Raw genomic sequence first — 20,503 nt, forward strand, 5'->3', positions numbered from 1 at the left:
TGAGTCGTGCCCCTGCGGCTGCCCGCCTACCAACCGATCCCAGCTCCTGATCGAGGGGCCGATCTGATTGAGGTGTCAGCGGCGCAGCTGCAGCCGACCCAGTGGTGTGTGGGCCTGGCGGAGATCTGGTCGCGCGAGAGGGATTTCGCCCAGGACACCCGTCAGCAGCGTCTTGACTACCTGCGCGGCAAACCGGTCCCCTTGATTCGGTCTGCCGATGGCGCCATGTGGATGCTGGACCGGCACCACCGGCTGCGAGGATTGATCGGCATTGATCCGGGTGCCACCACCTGGGGCTATGTGGTGCACGAGCTTCCTACAGCTGATCGGCGTGAGGTGCTTGCGTTTCTGAAAAGCCAGGGGTGGCTTTACCTCTATGACGGACGGGGCATCGGTCCGCGCCCTGCTGAACAGCTTCCCTCCAGCCTGATACGACTCGAGGATGATCCCTACCGGAGCCTGGTCTGGAAGCTCAAGCAGGACGGTTGGATCAAACCCCAGCCTCTGATCCCCTATCACGAATTTCGGTGGGCAGCCTGGCTGCGCAGCCGCTCCCTGCCCCCCTTCAGTTCCAAGCGGCTGGATCCCGCGCTTGCAGCTGCACGCCAGTTGGTCTGCTCTGCCGCAGCCCAAGCCATGCCCGGCTGGAAAGGCGACAAGAAAGCCTGCCGCTGATCAGCGTTTCTTGCGGGAATCGATCTGCAGCAGGTCCTTCACCTTCTGCACCTGACCAGCGAGCTGAGGGTCAGACGCCAGTTTTTTCTCCACCTGCTCAATCGCGTACATCACCGTGGTGTGATCCTTGCCGCCAAAGCTGTCGCCAATTCTCGGCAGGCTCAGGTCGGTGCCCTGGCGCATGAGGTACATGCCCACCTGGCGGGCCTGGCTCACGGCACGACGACGGGTGCTGCTGCACATCTCCTCAACCGTCACATCAAACACCTCAGACACCTTGTCGATCACCTGCTGTGGCGTGACCTCCACGCCTTGACCCGTGGGATCGAGCATCGGCGCCACCGATTCCACGGTCATCGGCAACCCCGTGATCGAGGCAAAGGCCACAGCTCGGGTCAGAGCCCCCTCCAACTCGCGGATGTTGGAGGTGAAGCGTCCTGCGATGTACTGGATCAGATCACGGGGCAACGACATGCGCTCCTGCTCCGCTTTCTTCTGGAGGATCGCCATGCGGGTCTCAAGATCAGGGGACTGAATATCGGCGATGAGTCCCATCTGAAAACGGGAAATCAAACGCTGCTGCAAGCGCGGAATCTGGCTGGGAGGACGATCACTGGCGATCACCACCTGTCGCCCCGCCTCGTGCAGAGCATTGAAGGTATGGAAGAACTCTTCCTGGGTGTACTCCTTGCCTTCGATGAATTGGATGTCATCCACCAGGATCAGATCAGCGGCGCGATAACGATCCCGAAACGCCTGCATGCCGTCCTTTCGAATGGCCTGGATCAAATCATTCGTGAAGGTTTCGGTGGAGACGTAGGCCACACGGGCCCCGGGGTCGATTTCGAGCCGGTAGTGGCCGATGGCCTGCATCAGGTGGGTTTTTCCCAGGCCCACGCCACCGCAGATGAACAGGGGATTGAACTCGCGGCCTGGTGCCTCGGCAACCGCAAGCGCCGCTGCATGGGCCATCCGGCTGTTGGGTCCGACCACAAAACGGCCGAACACGTAACGGGGGTTCAGTCCAGGGAGGTAACGCCGTGGGGTGCCACTACGGGCGGGAGCCGCCACCGTCTCCTGGACGGCGGACGGCGGCGCTGCATCGGCGGCAGCGGAGGACGCTTCACTGGTGTCCGGCAGCGGCAAAGCTGTTTCCGCCAGCACGGTCACCTGAACGGGCTGACCACTGATGCTGCTGGCCATCTCAGCAATCGTGGGCAGCAACTGCTCCCGCAGACGAACGCTGGCGAAGGGATTCGGGGCCAGAAGCTTCAGCTCCCCATTGGAGAAGCCACGGCACCCCGTCGGACGAATGAAGGTCTCAAAGGTGGGCTTGCTCAGCTTGGCCTGCAAGCCATCCCGCACCTTGATCCAGAGCTCTTCGCCCGTCTGCACCAAAACCCCGAATCGCCCGAGCGCTGAATCTACGCATGCCGATCCGCTCAGGCCGTCTTAAATGCATCAGCACACATCTCGTCGTGATGCCAAACGCCCAGCATTGGTTCGCCATCGCCCTGGCCGGGAGCGCCCTCACCGGTTGCAGCCTGGTGAGAGACCAGCTGGGTCTTACTCCCAAAGCACCGTTGCCCCCGTCTCCAGTGGTGCACGATCAGCCCCGCAGTGCTCCGCTGCAACCTGGAGACAACGTCATCGTGAAGGCGGTGGAGCGGGTTGGTCCTGCCGTGGTGCGGATCGATGTGGTGAAGGAGGTGTCCACTCCCTTCGGTGGAATCTTCGGCATGGGCCCCTCGAGCCAGCGTCAGCAAGGTCAGGGATCTGGCTTCATCACCCGGGCCAGCGGGCTGATCTTCACCAATGAACACGTCGTTCGAGGGGCGGATCAAGTGGCGGTGACCCTTCCAGACGGACGCAACTTCAAAGGCAAGGTGCTCGGCACCGACCCCCTCACAGACGTGGCGGTGGTCAAAGTGGTGGCTGACAACCTGCCGGTGGCGGCCCTGGGCAACTCCGACCAGATCAAGCCTGGGGAATGGGCGATTGCCATCGGCAACCCATTCGGCCTGAACAACACCGTGACCGCCGGCATCATCAGCGCGGTTGACCGACTCAATGCGATCGGTGCAGGCCAACGGGTTCCCTACATCCAGACCGATGCGGCGGTGAACCCGGGCAACAGCGGGGGGCCCCTGATCAATGCCGCCGGTCAGGTGATTGGCATCAACACCGCGATCCGCACAGCCCCTGGTGGCGGCCTGAGTTTTGCCGTTCCCATCAATCTGGCCAAGCGCATCGCTCAGCAGATCGTCAGCACCGGCCAGGCTTCCCATCCCTTCATCGGGGTGCAGCTGATGAACCTCACCCCGCAGCTGGCCCGGGAGATCAATGCCACCAACAGCGCCTGCACGGTTCCGGAAGTGAATGGTGTCCTGGTCAAGGATGTGGTGGGCGGCACACCTGCTGCCGCTGCAGGCATCCGCCAGTGTGACCTGATTCTCAAAGTTGACAACAAGGTGGTTCAAACGCCGAACGAAGTACAACTCGCTGTGGATCGCGGCCAGGTGGGTGAACCGATGGAGCTCACCCTCCAACGCAATGGAGAGGAGCTGACCGTGCAGGTGCGACCGCGGGAACTGCCCAGGAACAATTGACATGCTGCAGATCGTTGTGATGGCCCGCTGGCCATCACCGGGCCGATGCAAACGCCGTCTGACCCGTGATCTTTGTCAATCGCTGGGCGTGTCCAACAGCAGCGAACGCGCCGCGCGGATTCAAACGCGTCTCACCAGGCACACCGCCGCTGTGGTTAACAGCCTTGCGGACGTGATGGCGATCGAACCAGTGCTTGCCGTGAGCGGACTGGGGCCCCGTGCGGCCTCTCGCTGGGGGCAGCAGCTGGGCCTGCCGCATGTGCGATTGCAGGGGGAAGGGCAACTCGGCACCCGATTGCGGCGTCAGTTGATGCACGGCTATCGCCGTGACATGCCTTCTCTTGTGATCGGCACAGACCTGCCCGAACTCAATATCGATGACGTGAAGCGGGCCATCGAAACCTTGCAGAGCCACGATTTGGTGCTGGGTCCAGCTCTGGACGGAGGCTATTGGCTGCTGGGGGTGGGGGAGATTCTGATCCGCAACCCACAGCACTGGCCGCTGATCGGCGTGTCCTGGGGAGGATCGAGGGTGTTGGAGGAAACCCTGGCATCAGCAAGCACGCATCAGCTCTCCTGCGCGCTTGTGTCCAGACGAAATGATCTGGATCACTGGAACGACCTCAGGCCATGGCAGGGCTGAGCGTTGTGATTCCGACCCTGGAGGAGGCCAGCAGGCTGCCGCTGCTGCTGGCGGATCTTCAGCGCTGGGCTGGGGACTTGGAAATCGTGATCTGTGACGGAGGCAGCAGGGATCAGACCCGTCACGTGGCTCACCTGGCCGGTGCCACTGTGCTCGAAAGCCCGACAACAGGCAGGGGTCCCCAGCTGCGCTGGGGCGTAGAGCACAGTTCACATGCCTGGGTGCTGGTGCTGCACGCCGACAGCCGACTCCCGAGCACTTGGCACCACAAGGTGGAGACGGTTCTGAACACGCAGGAGGCTCACCTGAACGCCTGGTGCTTCGACTTCAACGTGGACGCGGAGGGGCGGCCCATGCTTTGGCTGCTGGCTCGGATGGTGAACCTGCGCAGCCGTTGGCTGCAGCGTCCCTACGGCGATCAGGGTCTGTTGATTCACAGGCAGATGTATGAGCGGATTGGTGGCTACCGGCCCCTGGCTCTGATGGAAGACCTGGACCTGGTGGAACGCCTGAACACGATCACGACCATCCGCCCATTGAACTGTGCCCTGCTGACCAGCAACCAGCGCTGGCAAGAGCGAAGCGTACTGATCCAGACCTGGCGCAACGCGCGGCTGCGATGGCTCTGGCGTCGAGGACGGTCAGCGGATCAGCTTCTGGAGATGTATAAGCGCTGAACGGTCCGATCAGTTGGCGTACCAGAAGGCACAGCGATGGTTCTGAGGCTCCAGATCCCAGCCCTGGCCTTGATAAAAGCTCACCACACCGGGGTCTGCAAACAGACTGACGCGCTCTGTTCCCATCTGCGCCAGAGCCTCGAGGATGTAAGCCATCATCTGCTTGCCCAGACCATTGCCCTGATACAGCGGGTGCACAGCGACGTCCCAGACGGTGGCTTCAAAGACTCCATCCCCGGTGCAGCGCGCAAAACCCACCAAACGAGGGACCCGAGGGTCATGGCGCCAGAGTCCAACCTTGAGAAGGCTGTGGGTGAGTGCTTTGCGTACCCGTCTGATCGGCCGGCGGCTCCAGCCCACAGCTTCCAGCAGCTGCTCAAGCTCCACCAGATCGAAGGGGTACTCCTGACTGAAGATCAAGGTGAGCTGATCATTGGCGCAGGGGCAGAGACGGGCCCCCTGGCCGTACTGCTGCAGAAGAGGTTCTGCAGGCATCGGGAGAGAGCTGATCACAAGCGCGCCAGCCCCCGTTCCTGCAGCTCAGCAAGCTGGGCGTAAAGCCCACCTTTGGCTCTGAGCTCGTGATGGGTGCCCTGTTCGATCAATTCCCCTCGGCGCAGCACGAGGATGCGATCTGACGCTTCCACCGTGGCCAGGCGGTGGGCGATGACGATGGCAGTGCGCTTGTCCAGGAGACGATCGAGATCAGCCTGAAGGGTCGCCTCCGTTGAAGGATCCATGAAGGCGGTGGCTTCATCCATCACCAGAACCGTTGGCTTGCGGATGGCCACCCGGGCCACGGCCAACAATTGACGCTCCCCTGAGGAGAGGTTGCCACCGCGCTCACGCAATTCTGTCTCTAACCCCTTGGGGAGACGAGCCAAAAGATCATTGAGGCCGAGATCAGCGCAGACCTGAACCAGCTCCTGGTCATTGACCGGGGCATTGAGCCGGAGGTTGTCGGCGACGTTGCCACTGAACAGGAACGTGTCCTGCAGCACAACCCCCAGTTCTCGACGGAGATCGGACAACGGGATGGTGCGAATGTCCCGACCATCAAGAAGGATGCGGCCCTGCTGGGGTTCATACAGGCGACAGAGCAGACGGATGATGGTGCTCTTGCCGGAGCCCGTGGGACCTACCAGCGCAACATGCTCTCCGGGGGCGATGCGGAAGGAAAGATTGCGGAGGATGGGATCGTCCGGCCGGTAGGAGAAGCTCACATTCTCGAAAATCACTTCTCCGCCACCACCGGCAACATGAGGACGCACCCCCTCGGCCTCGACAATCTCAATGGGCTGTTCCAACAGTTCCCCAATCCGCTCAACGGCCGTCAGCCCCCCCTGAATCTGTGTGAAGCGCTCCGCCAGCTGCCGCAGCGGATCAAAAAGACGCTGGGAGGAAAAGATGAAGGTGGTAAGGGTGCCCAAGCCCACCGCACCATTGGTCACCATCCAGCCACCCAGCGCGAGAACCAGCGCGATGGCTGCCAAGGCCACCCACTCCAGAAAAGCGGAAATGCTGCTGTCGAAAAAAATCGTTCCGTTGACAGCGCTGCGGTAATCCTTACCCGTGCGAAAGAACCGGTCGCTGTTGACCTTCTCGCGGCGGTACATCTGAACCACCTCAAGGCCCTGGAGGTTTTCCTGAAAGTCGGCATTGAGCTGGGAGAGCTCTTCGCGCACGCGGTAGTTGGCCTTGCGGTAGCGACGTTGCAGCCAGAGCACGGCAAGCGTCACGGGCACCTGGGTGAACAACAGCAGGAGCCCGAGCCGCCAATCAATGAGAACCATCGTTGAGGCCAGCACCAACAGGCTGACCAGATCACCGAGCACACCCACGGCACCCGTGCCGAAGACCTCGGCCAGAGCATCCACATCACTGGTGAGCCGCGTGAGCAATTTGCCCACCGGCATGCGGTCATGAAAGCGAAGAGACAGCGACAGCGCGTGTTGAAAAAGGTCGTCGCGGATGCGAGCTGTAAGCCGTTGACCAACCGCCTGAATGTTGAAGCCCTGCACACCTTGCAGGGCGAGCCGCAGCAGCACCGAAACGGAATACAGGCCGACGATGACGCGGATCGACGCGGACAGGTCCAGACCCGACAGCCAGGGAAGCGTGGGCTCCCCGCTGATGATGCTGACAGCCTGCCCCAACAAAACAGGCTGAACGGCTCCAGCGAAGGCCACGGGCAGCAGAAGCAGCAGGGTGGCCAGAAGCCGCCGGCGATCACGCCGGAGATAACGGCCCAGTCGACGGACCCGACGCCAATCCGCAACGGCTCCCATCAGCTGGAACTCCCAACGGGCATCCCTGCGGCGCGAATGGCCTCAACAATGGACGCCAGGGGGCCATGGTCGAGGCGCATCGACAACGGATGCCCCACCAACCGAGCCGTGGACTGGAACAAGTCTTCGATGGCAATCAGGCCGTTCTCCCGCAGGGTGCGACCGGTGGCCACCAGATCCACGATCGCTTCCGACATCCCTGTGATCGGCCCCAGCTCAACCGAACCGTTGAGATGAACCAATTCGACGGGAAGATCGAGGGCATCGAAATACTCCCTGGCGCAGTGCGTGAACTTGCTGGCCACCCTGCAGTGGGGCGGGAGATCAGCGGCACGGGTGTAGCCACTGCTTTCCTGAACCGCCACAGCCATGCGGCAGCCCCCGAAGCCGAGATCCACCAATTGAGCAACGGGGAGCTGATGTTCCTTGAGCACGTCGTATCCCACCACGCCCAGCTGGGCCTGGCCGTAGGCCACATACGTCGGTACGTCTCCGTTACGAACCAACAGGGCCCGGGCGCGACCGCAGGGGGTGGGCACCATCAACTGGCGGTTGTTCTTGTCGAGCACCGCCGAAAAATCGAGGCCGGCTGCTGCGAACCGGGCCACTGAATCTTTGAGCAGCGCTCCCTTGGCCAACGCGACGGTGATCATGGGTCCAGCGCTGACCGGGTTAACCAGGCAGGACTTTAACGATGCATTCCTCACTTCATGCCCTGCCGGTGCTGCAAGACAACGTGATCTGGATCTGGGTCAGGGGAACTGAGGCCGTGGTCATTGACCCTGCCGTTGCGCCGCCGGTGCGCGAGTGGCTGGAAGAACGCCATTTGACGCTGACTGCCATCCTGCAGACCCATCACCATGCGGACCACATCGGCGGCACAACGGATTTGCTGCAACGTTGGCCTCAAGCCGAGGTGATTGCCTCCGCTGACGACCGGAAACGGATTCCATTCCAGACCATGCCGGTGAGGGATGGAGAACGGATCACTGTTCTGGGGACCCGGGTTGAGGTACTGGACGTGGCAGCTCATACGAGGGCCCACATCGCCTTTTTCATTCCAGATCCCCAGGACGCGGCCCTGGGCCCTGTGTTGTTCTGCGGTGACACCCTGTTCAGCGGAGGCTGCGGCCGACTGTTCGAAGGCAGCGCTGAACAGATGCATCAAGCCCTGCAGAAGCTGGCCGAGCTTCCCGAGGCCACGAAGGTTTGTTGCGCCCACGAATACACCGAAGCCAACCTGCAATGGGCCGTTGAGCAACGGCCCAACGACACGGTTCTGGCTGAGCGCTATCGAGAGGTGCGGATCCTTCGCTCCAATGGCGCCCTCAGCCTTCCCAGCACCATCGGCGTGGAACGCCGGACCAATCTGTTCATGCGCGCGAAGACGGCCACGGAGTTAGCGACATTGCGCTCCCTCAAGGACCAGTGGCGGCCGGCCTGACAAAGCCCTCAGGCCGGGAGCATCAACGGCGATGATCATGGGCATCGCCGTTGACAACCATTCCATGAGCGCCAAGGCCATCACCACGCAAGACGCTCCTTCACCCGTAGGGCCATACAACCAGGCGGTTCTTGCCGGTGAGTGGCTCTACTGCTCTGGGCAGATTCCCCTCGATCCAGCCACAGGCGAGATGGTGGGAAACGGAGATGTGGCTGCGGAAACACATCAGGTGCTGAAGAACCTGATTGCTGTGTTGAAAGAGGCCGGCGCCACCCCTACGCAGGTGGTGCGCACCACGGTGTTCCTGGCAGACCTCGGCGACTTTCAGACCGTGAATGGCATCTATGCCGAGATCTTTGGGGAGGGGGTCAGCCCAGCACGCGCCTGTGTTCAAGTTGCGGCACTCCCGAAAGGATCCCGGGTGGAAATCGACTGCGTCGCTTGGCTCGGCAGCTGAGCCTGCCCCACGAGGGCATAGGTTGGAGCTGGCTTCAATGGTCCTATGCCTCAGGCAAAACTCACCATCGGTGAACTAGAGGCGGGATACCCGATGTATTGCAAGGCGCTGAGGCGGCTGCTCCAGCAGGGGAAAACGACGCAGGACATTGAACGCACAGTCTGTTGGGGACATCTGGAAACACTGAATCGCTGCCTTCCAACCCGCTACAAATCCCCCTCGTACCTGCTGGCTCTAATCCGCCGCGACCTGGAAAATCCTCAGGAGAGCTGAAATCACCCGACTCAGGTATTTCAAATCCTTCTATTCCCTAGCGCTTCATTTTGCACTGAAAAAAACCTTTAAACAGGGAGTGAACCTCAAGGATCGGGGATGACGCGCTGTATTTTCCGCAAGCCAAAGCGACACCTGAATCTTGGCCACGGCCTCACCATCGTTGTGGTGATGATGGTTGCAGCCCTGTGCCTGGAGCTGCAAGCAGGGATCAACCCCAGCAAGGAAAGGGGTGAGGCTTCGCCCGTGCTCGAACTGCTTCACCAACCTTGATGAAGATCAGATCTCAGCCCTGGGCAGCGTGACAATGCAGGAATGGATGTTGAGCAGTTGGAGCAGATTGCTGCCGTGGTGGTAACAGCAGGCCTGGTGGCCGGGAACTTCCTGCTGTTCACCCCCTGGCGCAACGGGGACGATCCGAGACGGCAACATCCTGAACGTTCCATCCTTCAAAACGGATCAATTCATCAAGCTGAGCAGGACTCAAAGCTGGTTCTGCCAAGAGCAGACATTTCCCAGCGTTTCAATTAACGCCACCAAGCTTTTAAGCACAATCAGCAAGCCTAGAGCTGAAAGTGCGGCATGAAAATCTATTGAATAGCTCAAACCCATGTGAGATAGGTTTGCGTTAATGGAGCCAAGGAGACTCGAACTCCTGACCCCCTGCATGCCATGCAGGTGCTCTACCAGCTGAGCTATGGCCCCATGTCGACGTGGAAGCTTCGAGCCGCCTTCGTCGAGTCAAAGCTTACACCGCGAGGGTCTTAAACCTGACGCCAGACAGCAACAAGGCGACCCTGCACCTCCACCTGCTCAGCGGGGAGCTCGATCGGCTGATAGGCAGGATTGGCTGCCTCGAGAACCACTGTCGCTCCCTGGCGGTGAAAGTGCTTGAGCGTGGTGCCGCTGCCGGCCACCAGAGCGCTCACCACGGTGCCGTTGCGCAGCCGCTGGGGATCCTGAACCGGTTCCATCAACACCACATCGCCGTCGGCGATATGGGCATCGACCATCGAATCTCCATTCACCGTCAGGGCAAACAGGCCACGGGTCTCGAGCACCGGCGCCAGGTCCAGATGCTCCTGAACATCGTCAAAAGCTGTCACCAGACCACCCGCAGCAACCGCCCCGAGCACAGGGATCCCCGCCGCACCGACCATGTCGCCCAAGAGCTGCAACGTGCGTGCCTGGCCCTCCTGCCAGGTGATCCACCCTTTCTGCTGAAGATGACGCAACCGGCTCTGGATCGGCGCGGGTGACCGCAGCCCCATCGCCTGCATCATCTGGCGAATCGATGGGCTGTGGCGATGGCTCGTGATGTAGTCCGCCAGCCAGTCATAAAGCTCTTGCTGGGCAGCGGTGAGAGGCTCCTGAGGGGCTCGGTTCACCGAAGAAAAGGCGCGGGCAATACATTTGTACCGTTCGCCGTCTGGATCCGCAAGCGCAGCAGCAGATCAAACCAACTTCCACACCGCAGCGTCGGGGATGTTCGGCGCGAGGTTCAGATCGTCGGGCTCCTTGAACACCACCCGCCATTCCGGAACCCGGCAGGAGACGTAACCAGGATGTTCAATCAGCAGGCCAGGTTCATCGGTCTGCGTCGCCACCCAGCCCGACATCCACTGCCCCTCCTCAGACAAACCACCTTTGAACCAAACCCAGCAGCGTTCCTTTCGCATCGAATCCCTTCAGCGGTTTTTGTAGTTCTCAAGCTGCTCCGGGCAAGCCGCCATCAGATACCCCATCAACTGTCCGGTGATGCGAGCCCTCTCCTGATCGTTCGGTGTGGCGGGGATGTCCTCGTAACGCATTGAGGTGTCGCGCTCAAACATGGTTTTGAGCTCAGGATCCGAGAGGGCGTAAAAGGCATCCACACCCATCTCGCAGATCTTCTCTCCAGTCCATCGGGCAATGGTGCTCTGCTCATTGGCCTTGCTGGCCTGCACAGCTGAAGCTGCCCCTGCCTGGACGATGACGATCAACAGAAGCAACCAACGGCAAATCGTCACAGACCACCCATCAAAACCGCCAACAGAGCCTGCTGCGCATGCAGACGATTTTCGGCCTGATCAAAAATGCGGCTCGCCGTTCCCTCCATCACCTCAGCGCTGATCTCCTCACCGCGGTGGGCCGGCAGACAGTGCAGAACGATGGCATCGGCAGCTGCCTGATCCATCAGAGCTTGATCCACACAGAAACCGGCGAAGGCCTGCTCCCGCTGGGCCTGCTCGGCCTCCTGACCCATGGAGGCCCAGACATCGGTGTACACGGCCTGGGCACCCGCCACCGCCTCACCGGGATCGGCCACCAGCTCTATCGAGGCACCGTGCTGTGCCAGGGATTGGGCCTGTTCAAGCACGCCCGGCAACGGCTCGAAACCTTCAGGGCAGCCAATCCGTACATTCACCCCCAGCAAGGCACCGCAGAGCATCAGGGAGTGGGCGACGTTATTGCCATCGCCCACATAGGCCAGGGTCTGCCCGGGAAGAGCGCCATGGGCTTCCTGCATGGTGAGGAAGTCCGCCAGGGCCTGACAGGGATGCTCCAGATCGGTGAGGGCATTGATCACCGGCACCGATGCCCAGTGGGCATAGTCCACCAGTTCCTGCTGGGCGAAGGTTCTGATCGCCAGCACATCGCAGTAACGGCTGAGCACCCGGGACGTGTCTTCCAGGGGCTCGCCGCGGCCGAGCTGGGTGACGGAAGGATTGAGATCCACCGTCTGGCCGCCAAGACGGGCCATGGCCACCTGAAAACTGACACGGGTGCGTGTGGAGGCCTTACTGAAGATCAGACCCAGCACACGGTTGCCGAGATCGATCCGACGATCACCGCTTTTCAGTTGTGCAGCCAGATCCAGCAACGCTGCTGTCTGCTCAGCGGAGCAATCCGCTGAGGACAGAAAATCACGTCCGCACAGCGGAGACAGGACAGCAGCAACGCCCGCAGAAGCGGTAGCCATCGCGACGGTTCAAAGGACTGTTATCGGGGATGAGGCCTGCTGCCGTCAAGCGGTCACACCCGACGGCAGCACACTCGCCTCAAGCATCTGCTTGAGGTCATCTCCCTCGATCACTTCTTTTTCAAGGATCTTCTGGGAGATCGTCTCGAGCAGCGCCATGTTCTCCCGCAGGATCGCGAGGGCGTCGTCGTGGGCCTGGTCCACCAGCCCGCGAACCTCCTTGTCAATGGCCTGGGCCGTGGCGTCACTCACGGAACGGCGTGGGTTGTTGCCACCCCCGAGGAAACGGCCGCCGCCCTGCTTGTCGTAGGCCAGAGGCCCCAGGGTGTCGCTCATGCCGTAAGTGCCCACCATCTGCTCCGCCAGATCCGTGGCGCGCTGCAGGTCGTTGGCCGCACCCGTGGTGATTTTGCCGAACACGATCTCCTCAGCTGAGCGACCCCCCAGAAGGGTGGCGATCTGACCCTGGAGTTCCTCCTTGGAATTGAGGAAACGCTCTTCGGTGGGCAGCTGCAGGGTGTAGCCCAGGGCGCTCATGCCACGGGGCACGATCGAGATCTTGGCCACCTTGCTGCCGCCGGGCATGAGATGGCCCACGATCGCGTGGCCCACCTCGTGATAAGCCACCACTTTCTTTTCGTCGTCCTGCAGGACGCGGCTCTTCTTCTCCAAACCGGCCACAACACGCTCGATCGCTTCACCGAGGTCTTGCTGCTCGACCCTGGTGCGCTGGGCACGTGCCGCCAACAGAGCGGCTTCATTGACCAGATTGGCGAGATCAGCGCCGGCAAAACCACTGGTGGCCTGGGCCACGCTGTCGAGATCAACGCCCTCAGCGAGCTTCACCTTTTTGGCGTAGATCTCGAGGATGGTCTTGCGGCCTGAGAGGTCCGGACGGTCGACCAGAACCTGCCTGTCGAAACGACCCGGACGCAGCAGTGCCGCATCCAGCACCTCGGGCTGGTTCGTGGCTGCTAGAACGATCACCGGCTTGTCCTGGGCGGTGAAGCCATCCATCTCAGTGAGCAGCTGGTTGAGGGTCTGCTCCCGTTCGTCGTTGCCGCCGACAACCCCCATGGACCCTGAACGGCTCTTGCCAATGGCATCGAGTTCGTCAATAAAGATGATGCAGGGGGCTTTTTTCTTGGCCTCTTCAAACAGATCCCGGACGCGGGCGGCACCGGCACCAACGAAGAGTTCCACGAACTCGGAGCCGGAAATGATGAAAAACGGCACCTCGGCTTCGCCAGCGACGGCTTTCGAGAGGAGGGTCTTGCCGGTGCCAGGAGGTCCGACCAACAGCACGCCCTTGGGGATGCGAGCACCGATCTCGGCGTAACGCTCAGGCCGCTTGAGGAAGTCGACGATCTCAGTCAGTTCCTGCTTGGCCTCATCCACGCCCGCCACATCGGCGAAGGTGATTCGCGACTCCTCATCGGGCACGTAGACCTTGGCCTTGCTCTTGGTGAAGCTCAAAGCCCCCTGCGCGCCACCGCCCATCGAGCGGCGGGCGAAGAACTGAAGCACCAGAATGAAAATCAGCGGCGGCACCACCCAGCTGAGGATGGTGGTGAAGATGTTGGGTTTCTTCGGAGGAGCTGCTGCGAATTCAACCCCCTTGGTCTCCAAGCGCTGGGGCAGATCCATGTCGAAGATCGGTGTGGTGGCCAGCACCGGAGGCGTGCCCTCCTCGGGGTCGCTCAGCTCGTAACGGATCTGATCCTGAGTGATGAACGCTCGCTTCACCGCACCGTCATTGACCTGATCGATGAACAGTGAGTAGGGAACCCGGGGCACCTGCTGCATGCCGTTGCTGGGGATGAAGCTGCTGAACAGCAGCAGCACCCCGAAGCCAATCAGCACCAGGTTGATGATCCCGAAGCGACGGTTCGGCTGGTTGTCGTCCTGGCGGATCGGCATGAATAGCCTGTGACTCTGATCACGCTACGAGGGATCTCAGTTAATCAACGGGTGTGAGAACCGAACGGCACCTAAGTTCTGGCCATGTGTGGACGCTATTGCCTCGACACGCCTCGCGCTGAACTGCAGCGGGTGCTCAAGAGCTGGCTTCGGCCGGACGACAGCACATGGCTCAACCATTACGCCCCCCGCGACCTGATCCGCCCCCACGAACCTGTACTGGCGTTGCGGCGAGAGCATGGTGAAGATCGTTTCTCCCACATGCTCTGGGGCCTCCTGCCGGGCTGGGTCAAGGACCCGTTGCAAGCGCCGCGACCGATCAATGCCCGCGCCGAAACCATTGCCGAGAAAGCGTCCTTCCGTGGTCCATGGCGTCATCACCGCTGCCTTCTGCCAAGCACGGCCTTTTATGAAAAGGGGCATCTGATCCATCGCAAGGACCGGCAGCTGTTCTGGCTGGCCGGTGTGTGGGACCGCTGGATCGGCCCCGATGGCAGTGAAGTGGAGAGCTGCTGCGTGATCACGACGCAGCCCAACAGCCTGGTGGCCCCATTGCACGATCGAATGCCGGTGATCATTCCCGAGGGGTTGGAGAGCATCTGGCTGGAACCGGGTGATGGAGCCCATCGACGTGCCCTCGAACCGATGCTCACGCCATCGCCAGCGGATCGCTGGGACTGCAAAGCAGTTGAGCCAACCGCCCAGAACAAAAGCCACCAGCAGCTCTCCCTGCTGGACTGAACAACGCTTGACAGCGGGCGCTTGCTGCCGACCCTATGGGCAACCGCAGGGGCCAAAGTGTTGGTGGGACTGGTTCAGCGACTCCTGCAGCGGGATGACACCCAGCTGAAGCTGTTGCTGCTCTGCACCCTGATCGCCACCGTTGGCTTTGCCTTTCCTCGCTTGGTCTGGGCGACCTACATCGGCTACACCCTGATTGCCCTGCTGCTCACGCAGGTGATGGTCGGGAGCAGCAACGCTCCGAACTGGAGTGATGCGCTGTACCGCGGCCTGGGACTGGTCGCCGTGGCGACCATGTGGCTCTGGCTGCTCACGCCCCTGGAACTGATCTACAGCGGCATGCCGCTGGCCCTGAGCTGGAGTGTGCTGGTGGGCTGGAGCGTGATCCGCCTGGTGACGCGCTTCGCCAGCACCAAGCGCGTCACCGAGGCGCTGCTGATGGGTGCCACAGCCGGTTACCTGCACATCGGACTCGCCGCCGGCTTGGTGATGAGTGCTCTGGAAACCATCCAACCGGGCAGCTTCGCGCCCCTGGACCTGGCCAAAGTCGGCGACGTCAGTGTTCTGGCCACCGCCCGGATCTTTTCAGCACTCAACTACTACGCCTTCGTCTGTCTCACCACCGTCGGGTTCGGAGACATCAGCCCGATGCTTCCTCTGGCTCGAATGGTGAGTGTGGCCACCAGCGTGGCCGGGCCGCTCTACCTCGCTGCTGTGATGGGTGTGCTGATCGGCCGCTATGCGAGCAGCCTTGATCGCCAAAGCCAGAGGCGCTGACGTCAAGTGCCGCTCCGCCAGTGCAGCAACCAGTCTGGCCCCAGCGGCTCACAGGACTGCCACCCCCCCTGCAACACCTGATCCATGGCGCTGAAACCAAGATCTCCCAGGGGGGTGCGGGCGGCCGTGCCACCCATCAGCTTCGGGGCTACCACCGCCGCGATCTCCTGCACACAGCCCTGCTGGATCGCGGCCGACGCCAATTCAGGCCCGCACTCCCACAACACCTGATTGCAACCACGCTCCGCCAGAGCCTCCATCAGCTGAATCGGTTCACATGCCGAGAGCGCCAGCCCCATGGGGCCCGCAGGCAGACGCTGGGAATCAGCATCGGGGCCGTGGGCCACCAAGGTCGGCGCCACCCCGATATCCCAGAGCTGGGCCTGCTCAGGCAGGTCCAAACTGCGGCTCAACACCACCCGCAGCGGCTCCGGTGAACGCCGGCCCCTGCTGGTGAGCAGAGGATCATCGCCGCGAACCGTTCCGCCCCCAACCACCACAGCATCCATGCCGCTGCGCAGCCGATGCACCCAATCGCGGGCGGGTGGACCGCTGATCCATTGGCTGGCGCCATTTGGCAAAGCGGTGCGGCCATCCAGGCTCATGGCCCACTTCAGAACCCCGAACGGGCGGCCGGTGCGGAGGCGGTGCAGAAAGGCCTGGTTCTGCTGGCGGGCCTCCTCGCGCAGCACACCACTGATCACCTCCAGCCCCGCCTCCTTCAGCTGTCGAATGCCGCCCCCATCCACCCGGGGGTCGGGATCCTCCAGAGCGATCACAACGCGGCGAATGCCCGCGCGCAGCACCGCCTCAGTGCAGGGGGGCGTGCGGCCGTGGTGGCAACAGGGTTCCAGGGTGACCACAAGAGTTCCGCCCCGGGCCGAATCCCCGGCCTGCCGCAACGCCCCCACCTCGGCATGGGCGTCACCGGCCCGCGCATGAAAGCCTTCGCCCACAAGTCGCCCTCGAGGATCAAGAACCACGGCCCCCACCAAGGGGTTAGGGCTGGTGTGACCTTGGGCCAAGGCGGCCAGGGCCAGGGCCCTCCGCATCCAGAGCTCCCACATCAGCTGAGGGGAAGCTCCTGCAGCGAGCGCCATTCACCGACGACGTAGGGAGGTACTGGCAACTCAGTGAACACGCCCGGCAGGGCCATGCGGAGCGGTCGGTTGTTGCTGAGATCGTCCAGCAAGGGATCGAGAGCGAATTCAGCCGCCGCTTCACGGCCATCGTTGGCCAGCACCGGATTGGTCAGGGTGATGTCGTCCAGCTGCCATTCGCGCCGACCCGCCAACACCTGGAGGCTCACCGGATGATCGAGCCGCAGTTTTCCCGGGTAGCCCACAACACGCAGTACCACCGGCTGACCCGGAGGGCCCTCGCGATAGGCCACCGCCTGCCAGCTGTCGTAATCGAGATCCCTCAGGCTTTCCAGCGAGCGGACCATGGCGACGCCGGATTCGCTCTCGTGCTGGTGCACCTGGGCCCAGGCCACACCAGGACTGAGAAGACACAAACCAATGGCGACCAACAGAGAACACAGCAATCGAGGCATGGAGAACATGTCAGTCGGAGAATTCTCACAACAAACCTGATTTTCAGGTGATTCCCACCAACAATCACTTGATGCAGGTTGCCTTTCAGTCCGCTCCTGATCTCAGCAGCGTCTTGAGATCGTTGGGCTTCGAGATGGACGTTGCCCAATTGAGTCAGGGTGCTCTCCATGGCTTCTTTCGACTGGGAGGTTCACGGCAACTGCCGGTGTTCACGATCCAGACCAATCAGGATCTGTTGATTCACGGCAACCGGCGCTCGGGAGTGCTGGCCATCTGCCTGAACACCACCGATCAACATCCTGTGGTGCGTGGCGAGGCAACGCAGCCCTGCTCTCTGCACGGTTTTCATGCTGGGCTGAGGGATTCTTTTTTCCAGCTTCCAGCAGGGGCTCACATCCAGGTGGCGCTCGTTTCCCAGACGCGGTTGGAACAGGTCGCCACCGCCACCGGTGATCACCAGACGCTCGGGGTCATCCATGGATCCAATTCCGCCAACCTCAATCCCAGGCGGTTTCAGGAGTTCAGCGCTTTGATCCAGGCCCAGCTGATGGGAGCTGCCCAGGACGAGCTGGTGGAGCTGGCGACACTGGAAGCGTTGTCTCCGCAGGAGCTCAGAGGCACTGCGAGTGGTGAACTCGGTGTGGGAGCTGGACTGATGAAGGACCTGGTCGCTTGGGGGTTCAACAACACCGGCCGAGCCATAACGCTAAAAGACCTGAGCGGAACGATCTTCGCCTCACGTTCCTCGATCGTTCACCACTGCCGCAAGAGCTTCGGCACCGGTCCCATGGCGTTGCTGAAACAGATCCGACTCAGCCAGGTGCATCACGCCCTGAGCTCCCCAGAGATGCAACACGCCATCGGCGGCAACACCGTGCAAGAAATTGCCTCCCATTACGGCTTCAGAAGCCGCAATCACTTCGCTCGCGATTTCCGCAACCAATTCGGAGAATCCCCCAGCGCAACGCTTCAACGGGCATCCGCTCCGGGGATGAGCATCCAATCGGTCTCCGTGGCCCAGAGCCCCCAAATGGCCATGGCCCTGAGGTAGTGGCAAGCCCGGTAGGTGTTCGCCGCGGTGATCGCCTCGGGGGTGCGGAACTGCAGACCACCGGAGTACACCTGCTCGACAACGGCTGAGCAGATGGCCTCCGCCGTCTGCTTGTCTCCCATCAAGCGGTAGTAGCTGGCGATCCCGAAGTTGATCCCCGTCCACACCTCAAGGGGGTGGGTGCCATTGGGATCCAAGGGCGTGCCGTCGCGGCGCAAGCCGTTGGCGACGCCAAGAGAACCGCCATCAAAAGCCTCGAAGCAGGCCTGCTTTACCGCCTTCAAGGTGCTGCGGCTGTTGGCATCACTCACCACCGATGGCAGGCCTAAGAGCCGTGCGTAGAAGTCTCCGCAGAGCTGATCGGCCATCACCACCGGTGTGCCGCTCTCGGCGTCGATGTCGTAGTACTCGCCGTTCCAGAGCAGCTTGTCGAAGTTGCCTCGGGATTGCTCCAGCCAACCGCTGAACTCCCTCTGCTCCGCTGAGGTGTCCAGCCCGGTGCTGAGCTGAAGGGTCTGCGCAATGGCGAGGGCTGCCTCGAGAGCCGCAATCCAAAGGGCGCCGCAGTATGCACTGACGCCTTTGAGGGGCCAGTCGTCGAAGGTCTGATCCGGAGCGCCGCCGTTGTCGGGCAGGCCATCGTTGTTCACATCAAACGTCTTCAGGTAGCGGAGGGCGTCCACGGCCGCCGGCCAGCAGTCGGCCAGGAAGCGGATGTCTTCACCGCTTGGAGCCAGCTTGAACGTGCGCCACACCTGCAGCACAAAGTCACTGCCAAGGTCCTTCCAGAGGTTGCAGTCCTGATAGGCGGTGTAGTTGGTCGCATCCCAGGGAATCTCATTCGGAGCCCCCAGGTCATGGGGCGTTGCTCCTTTCACCTTGCGGTCAGCCTCCACCCGTCCCTTGCCCTGGGTGAAATACCAGCCAATCGGGCGCTGGGTGGCATCCGCCGCCGGAATCGCCCGGGCAAAACTGCGCAGCACTGCCTTGTCGAGTTCAGGCCAGAGCTGCAGCAGCGCAAAGGACCCGTAAAGACGAACGTCGAGGCTCTCGTACCAGGCGTAGTCGAGGCACTCGAGAACACCGAAACGGCCGTGGGGGTCTTCGGGTGACGCTGCACTCCAGAGGCTGCCGCCACTGCAGAGGTCGTAGAGCTCATTGAACAGTGCCATTCGCAACGGTTCCGGCAGGTCCTGGCGTTGCAGCACCGGCTGCTGCCAGGCCTCGATCTGCTGCCGCCAGCTGCGCCAATCGCGCAGGGCTTCAGTGGCAATGGCAACCGCCTGGTTGGCATCTGCACCAAAGAAGTCGGTGTAGCGGCGCAGCGCCTGGCTGCCGGTGGCAAAGGCCGTCACAGGCAGGTCCCAGCTGATCACCACCGGTATCTCAATGCTTTGCCCGGAGGCCAGCTGACACTGCACCGCCAGCGCCGCGCTGAGGGGATCGTCCGATCCACTGCGTCGGTCGTTGTTGCTTTCGGGGATGGACCCATCAACACTGAAGCTGTCCCACAGCTCACGACCATCACCGCTGGGATTCCAGCGGCTGCAGCGCTGGATGGTTACACCGGGCTGCTCGGCCGTGGCAATGCACCACTGGCCCTCGCCTTCGGCGACGGGTTGGGAGACATTGCCCTCCAGCACCACTCCCTTGAGGGAGCCATCGTCAATGCAACGGTTGCGCTGGCCGGTGGTGGTACCGATGGCTGGGGCGTAGTTGTGCTCCGGACTGCCGTCATCGCGGAAGTGAACCTCCGCCGAGGCATCGGTGTTGGTGAACCAGCCGGTGGTGTTGCGCCAACTCAGAAGCAACGACAAATCCAGTGGCTGGTCGGTGGGATTGCGCAGCGTCCAGACGAACACTGCCACCGGGTAGCTGGTGCGCTGGTAATCACCCGGCAGGATCGGGCTGAAGGCCTCACAGCGCACCTCGGCGTCATAAACCCCTTTGTAGCTGGTCCAGCTCAAGGGATAACGGGCGGCATAGGTGCCGGTGCTGCGATCCGGCGTGCTGGCCGGGTACCACTCCCAGGCCTTCAGCGGCGGGCCCGCCTCCGGGCGTGATGCATCCTGATCCGGTTGAACCGCCAGGGCATGGGCACGCTTGCCGCGTTGGCTGCCCTCAAACAGAGCGAACTGGCAGTCGGGAAGCACCCCAAACCAGTGCTCCCCGCCATCGAGGTGCCACAGATTGATGTTGCCGTCGGGCGCCCGCCCGAAGCAGCCGGCGCCGAAGCCCCCCAGTGGCATGCCGTGGTTGGGGCCATCATCGAGGTTGCTGGCGTAGCGAACCGTATAGGGCTTGTCCCAGCCCAGACCGAAAGGGCGGCTCCAGGAGGCCTGCGGTGGCTGCCATCGGGAGCCTTTGTTGCGGCGGCCCAGCAGGGAGTTCAGAGCGGACCAACCGAACGAAACCATGCAGGGGCCGAGA

The 20,503-nt window shown here is 62.1% G+C and carries 24 protein-coding genes and 1 tRNA gene; 11 read left to right on the forward strand and 14 right to left on the reverse strand.

The annotated features are described in order from the left end of the window. Window positions 1–6: 6 nt before the first annotated feature. Window positions 7–675: a ParB-like protein gene (locus KR52_RS11110; protein ID WP_038555877.1), complete on the forward strand. Its 669-nt coding sequence runs from the start codon at window positions 7–9 to the stop codon at window positions 673–675. Here KR52_RS11110 and dnaA read toward each other — a convergent pair whose 3' ends face one another. Continuing rightward, complete coding sequence (gene dnaA / locus KR52_RS11115; RefSeq protein WP_038555880.1) at window positions 676–2,073, reverse strand: chromosomal replication initiator protein DnaA; 1,398 nt, start codon at window positions 2,071–2,073, stop codon at window positions 676–678. A gap of 83 nt (window positions 2,074–2,156) precedes the next feature. Between dnaA and KR52_RS11120 the strand changes: the two genes are divergently transcribed. From KR52_RS11120 to KR52_RS11130, 3 genes are read left to right on the forward strand one after another with little or no spacing between them, the layout of a single operon-like run. Further along, window positions 2,157–3,284, forward strand: a complete 1,128-nt coding sequence (locus KR52_RS11120) for a trypsin-like peptidase domain-containing protein (protein ID WP_038557283.1) — start codon at window positions 2,157–2,159, stop codon at window positions 3,282–3,284. Window position 3,285: 1 nt separating this feature from the next. Next, a complete protein-coding gene (locus KR52_RS11125; protein WP_038555883.1) occupies window positions 3,286–3,927 on the forward strand; it encodes a TIGR04282 family arsenosugar biosynthesis glycosyltransferase in 642 nt (213 codons plus the stop codon). Then, window positions 3,915–4,604 (forward strand): TIGR04283 family arsenosugar biosynthesis glycosyltransferase, encoded by a 690-nt coding sequence (locus KR52_RS11130; RefSeq protein ID WP_038555886.1) that lies wholly within the window; start codon window positions 3,915–3,917, stop codon window positions 4,602–4,604. Before KR52_RS11125 ends, KR52_RS11130 begins: the two co-directional genes overlap by 13 nt. Before the next feature lie 9 nt (window positions 4,605–4,613). Here KR52_RS11130 and KR52_RS11135 read toward each other — a convergent pair whose 3' ends face one another. The 3 genes from KR52_RS11135 to hisG are packed head-to-tail and all read right to left on the reverse strand — an operon-like array spanning window position 4,614 to window position 7,545. Then, the gene (locus KR52_RS11135) at window positions 4,614–5,099 is read right to left on the reverse strand and encodes a GNAT family N-acetyltransferase (protein WP_253912394.1); all 486 of its coding nucleotides are present in this window, start codon (window positions 5,097–5,099) and stop codon (window positions 4,614–4,616) included. A 14-nt stretch (window positions 5,100–5,113) separates the two neighbouring features. After that, window positions 5,114–6,892 (reverse strand): ABC transporter ATP-binding protein, encoded by a 1,779-nt coding sequence (locus tag KR52_RS11140; protein WP_038555892.1) that lies wholly within the window; start codon window positions 6,890–6,892, stop codon window positions 5,114–5,116. Continuing rightward, entirely contained in the window at window positions 6,892–7,545 is a 654-nt protein-coding gene (gene hisG, locus KR52_RS11145) for an ATP phosphoribosyltransferase (RefSeq protein WP_038555895.1), read from the reverse strand. The genes KR52_RS11140 and hisG overlap by 1 nt, the downstream gene beginning before the upstream one ends. A 41-nt stretch (window positions 7,546–7,586) precedes the next feature. On the opposite strand from hisG, the gene gloB reads away from it, so the two are divergent. The 4 genes from gloB (at window position 7,587) to KR52_RS14490 (ending at window position 9,339) form a co-directional block, all read left to right on the forward strand. Beyond that, window positions 7,587–8,336 (forward strand): hydroxyacylglutathione hydrolase, encoded by a 750-nt coding sequence (gloB, locus tag KR52_RS11150; RefSeq protein WP_038555898.1) that lies wholly within the window; start codon window positions 7,587–7,589, stop codon window positions 8,334–8,336. Window positions 8,337–8,373: 37 nt separating this feature from the next. Further along, window positions 8,374–8,793, forward strand: a complete 420-nt coding sequence (locus KR52_RS11155; RefSeq protein ID WP_371257680.1) for a RidA family protein — start codon at window positions 8,374–8,376, stop codon at window positions 8,791–8,793. A 45-nt stretch (window positions 8,794–8,838) separates the two neighbouring features. Then, window positions 8,839–9,066 carry a DUF3136 domain-containing protein gene (locus tag KR52_RS11160; protein WP_038555901.1) on the forward strand — a complete coding sequence of 76 codons (228 nt, stop codon included), beginning with the start codon at window positions 8,839–8,841 and terminating at the stop codon, window positions 9,064–9,066. Between the two features lie 99 nt (window positions 9,067–9,165). Then, on the forward strand, window positions 9,166–9,339 hold the full coding sequence (locus KR52_RS14490; protein ID WP_156957722.1) for a hypothetical protein: 174 nt from the start codon (window positions 9,166–9,168) through the stop codon (window positions 9,337–9,339). Between the two features lie 6 nt (window positions 9,340–9,345). On the opposite strand, the gene KR52_RS14495 is transcribed toward KR52_RS14490, so the two are convergent. The 7 genes from KR52_RS14495 to ftsH all read right to left on the reverse strand — a co-directional run bounded on the left by KR52_RS14495 (window position 9,346) and on the right by ftsH (window position 13,948). Beyond that, the gene (locus KR52_RS14495) at window positions 9,346–9,498 is read right to left on the reverse strand and encodes a hypothetical protein (RefSeq protein WP_156957723.1); all 153 of its coding nucleotides are present in this window, start codon (window positions 9,496–9,498) and stop codon (window positions 9,346–9,348) included. Window positions 9,499–9,698: 200 nt separating this feature from the next. Then, window positions 9,699–9,771 (reverse strand) — tRNA-Ala (locus KR52_RS11170). Between the two features lie 59 nt (window positions 9,772–9,830). Then, window positions 9,831–10,454 (reverse strand): transcriptional repressor LexA, encoded by a 624-nt coding sequence (lexA, locus tag KR52_RS11175; RefSeq protein WP_038555907.1) that lies wholly within the window; start codon window positions 10,452–10,454, stop codon window positions 9,831–9,833. Window positions 10,455–10,520: 66 nt separating this feature from the next. After that, the gene (locus tag KR52_RS11180; RefSeq protein WP_038555910.1) at window positions 10,521–10,745 is read right to left on the reverse strand and encodes a hypothetical protein; all 225 of its coding nucleotides are present in this window, start codon (window positions 10,743–10,745) and stop codon (window positions 10,521–10,523) included. Window positions 10,746–10,754: 9 nt separating this feature from the next. Continuing rightward, window positions 10,755–11,075, reverse strand: a complete 321-nt coding sequence (locus tag KR52_RS11185) for a hypothetical protein (RefSeq protein ID WP_253912395.1) — start codon at window positions 11,073–11,075, stop codon at window positions 10,755–10,757. Further along, window positions 11,072–12,028: an ornithine carbamoyltransferase gene (gene argF / locus KR52_RS11190; protein WP_038555913.1), complete on the reverse strand. Its 957-nt coding sequence runs from the start codon at window positions 12,026–12,028 to the stop codon at window positions 11,072–11,074. Before argF ends, KR52_RS11185 begins: the two co-directional genes overlap by 4 nt. Window positions 12,029–12,073: 45 nt before the next feature. Further along, window positions 12,074–13,948 (reverse strand): ATP-dependent zinc metalloprotease FtsH, encoded by a 1,875-nt coding sequence (ftsH, locus tag KR52_RS11195; RefSeq protein ID WP_038555916.1) that lies wholly within the window; start codon window positions 13,946–13,948, stop codon window positions 12,074–12,076. A gap of 84 nt (window positions 13,949–14,032) precedes the next feature. On the opposite strand from ftsH, the gene KR52_RS11200 reads away from it, so the two are divergent. Next, window positions 14,033–14,689 carry an SOS response-associated peptidase gene (locus KR52_RS11200; protein WP_038555919.1) on the forward strand — a complete coding sequence of 219 codons (657 nt, stop codon included), beginning with the start codon at window positions 14,033–14,035 and terminating at the stop codon, window positions 14,687–14,689. 63 nt (window positions 14,690–14,752) lie between these two features. Then, complete coding sequence (locus KR52_RS11205; protein ID WP_051834433.1) at window positions 14,753–15,466, forward strand: potassium channel family protein; 714 nt, start codon at window positions 14,753–14,755, stop codon at window positions 15,464–15,466. Window positions 15,467–15,468: 2 nt separating this feature from the next. Here KR52_RS11205 and ribD read toward each other — a convergent pair whose 3' ends face one another. Both ribD and KR52_RS11215 read right to left on the reverse strand, forming a co-directional pair. After that, window positions 15,469–16,533 (reverse strand): bifunctional diaminohydroxyphosphoribosylaminopyrimidine deaminase/5-amino-6-(5-phosphoribosylamino)uracil reductase RibD, encoded by a 1,065-nt coding sequence (gene ribD, locus KR52_RS11210; protein ID WP_038555922.1) that lies wholly within the window; start codon window positions 16,531–16,533, stop codon window positions 15,469–15,471. Further along, window positions 16,533–17,021 carry a DUF3122 domain-containing protein gene (locus tag KR52_RS11215; protein WP_038557288.1) on the reverse strand — a complete coding sequence of 163 codons (489 nt, stop codon included), beginning with the start codon at window positions 17,019–17,021 and terminating at the stop codon, window positions 16,533–16,535. The genes ribD and KR52_RS11215 overlap by 1 nt, the downstream gene beginning before the upstream one ends. A gap of 71 nt (window positions 17,022–17,092) precedes the next feature. Here KR52_RS11215 and KR52_RS11220 point away from each other — a divergent pair, with 71 nt between their 5' ends. Beyond that, entirely contained in the window at window positions 17,093–18,073 is a 981-nt protein-coding gene (locus KR52_RS11220; RefSeq protein ID WP_156957724.1) for a helix-turn-helix transcriptional regulator, read from the forward strand. Here the strand turns inward: KR52_RS11220 and KR52_RS11225 are convergent. Next, window positions 17,992–20,490, reverse strand: a complete 2,499-nt coding sequence (locus KR52_RS11225) for a GH116 family glycosyl hydrolase (RefSeq protein WP_038555925.1) — start codon at window positions 20,488–20,490, stop codon at window positions 17,992–17,994. The two genes, KR52_RS11220 and KR52_RS11225, sit on opposite strands and share 82 nt — an antisense overlap. Between the last annotated feature and the right edge of the window lie 13 nt (window positions 20,491–20,503).

This window comes from Synechococcus sp. KORDI-52 (assembly GCF_000737595.1).
GTDB lineage: Bacteria > Cyanobacteriota > Cyanobacteriia > PCC-6307 > Cyanobiaceae > Parasynechococcus.

Bases quoted from the DNA above. Each gene is read 5' to 3' on its own strand.
- KR52_RS11120 (WP_038557283.1), top strand. From the start codon at position 2,157: ATGCCAAACGCCCAGCATTGGTTCGCCATCGCCCTGGCCGGGAGCGCC.
- KR52_RS11125 (WP_038555883.1), top strand. From the start codon at position 3,286: ATGCTGCAGATCGTTGTGATGGCCCGCTGGCCATCACCGGGCCGATGC.
- KR52_RS11130 (WP_038555886.1), top strand. From the start codon at position 3,915: ATGGCAGGGCTGAGCGTTGTGATTCCGACCCTGGAGGAGGCCAGCAGG.
- KR52_RS11135 (WP_253912394.1), bottom strand. From the start codon at position 5,099: ATGCCTGCAGAACCTCTTCTGCAGCAGTACGGCCAGGGGGCCCGTCTC.
- KR52_RS11140 (WP_038555892.1), bottom strand. From the start codon at position 6,892: ATGGGAGCCGTTGCGGATTGGCGTCGGGTCCGTCGACTGGGCCGTTAT.
- hisG (WP_038555895.1), bottom strand. From the start codon at position 7,545: ATGATCACCGTCGCGTTGGCCAAGGGAGCGCTGCTCAAAGATTCAGTG.
- gloB (WP_038555898.1), top strand. From the start codon at position 7,587: ATGCATTCCTCACTTCATGCCCTGCCGGTGCTGCAAGACAACGTGATC.
- KR52_RS11155 (WP_371257680.1), top strand. From the start codon at position 8,374: ATGGGCATCGCCGTTGACAACCATTCCATGAGCGCCAAGGCCATCACC.
- KR52_RS11160 (WP_038555901.1), top strand. From the start codon at position 8,839: ATGCCTCAGGCAAAACTCACCATCGGTGAACTAGAGGCGGGATACCCG.
- KR52_RS14490 (WP_156957722.1), top strand. From the start codon at position 9,166: ATGACGCGCTGTATTTTCCGCAAGCCAAAGCGACACCTGAATCTTGGC.
- KR52_RS14495 (WP_156957723.1), bottom strand. From the start codon at position 9,498: ATGTTGCCGTCTCGGATCGTCCCCGTTGCGCCAGGGGGTGAACAGCAG.
- KR52_RS11180 (WP_038555910.1), bottom strand. From the start codon at position 10,745: ATGCGAAAGGAACGCTGCTGGGTTTGGTTCAAAGGTGGTTTGTCTGAG.
- argF (WP_038555913.1), bottom strand. From the start codon at position 12,028: ATGGCTACCGCTTCTGCGGGCGTTGCTGCTGTCCTGTCTCCGCTGTGC.
- ftsH (WP_038555916.1), bottom strand. From the start codon at position 13,948: ATGCCGATCCGCCAGGACGACAACCAGCCGAACCGTCGCTTCGGGATC.
- KR52_RS11200 (WP_038555919.1), top strand. From the start codon at position 14,033: ATGTGTGGACGCTATTGCCTCGACACGCCTCGCGCTGAACTGCAGCGG.
- ribD (WP_038555922.1), bottom strand. From the start codon at position 16,533: ATGTGGGAGCTCTGGATGCGGAGGGCCCTGGCCCTGGCCGCCTTGGCC.
- KR52_RS11215 (WP_038557288.1), bottom strand. From the start codon at position 17,021: ATGCCTCGATTGCTGTGTTCTCTGTTGGTCGCCATTGGTTTGTGTCTT.
- KR52_RS11220 (WP_156957724.1), top strand. From the start codon at position 17,093: ATGCAGGTTGCCTTTCAGTCCGCTCCTGATCTCAGCAGCGTCTTGAGA.
- KR52_RS11225 (WP_038555925.1), bottom strand. From the start codon at position 20,490: ATGGTTTCGTTCGGTTGGTCCGCTCTGAACTCCCTGCTGGGCCGCCGC.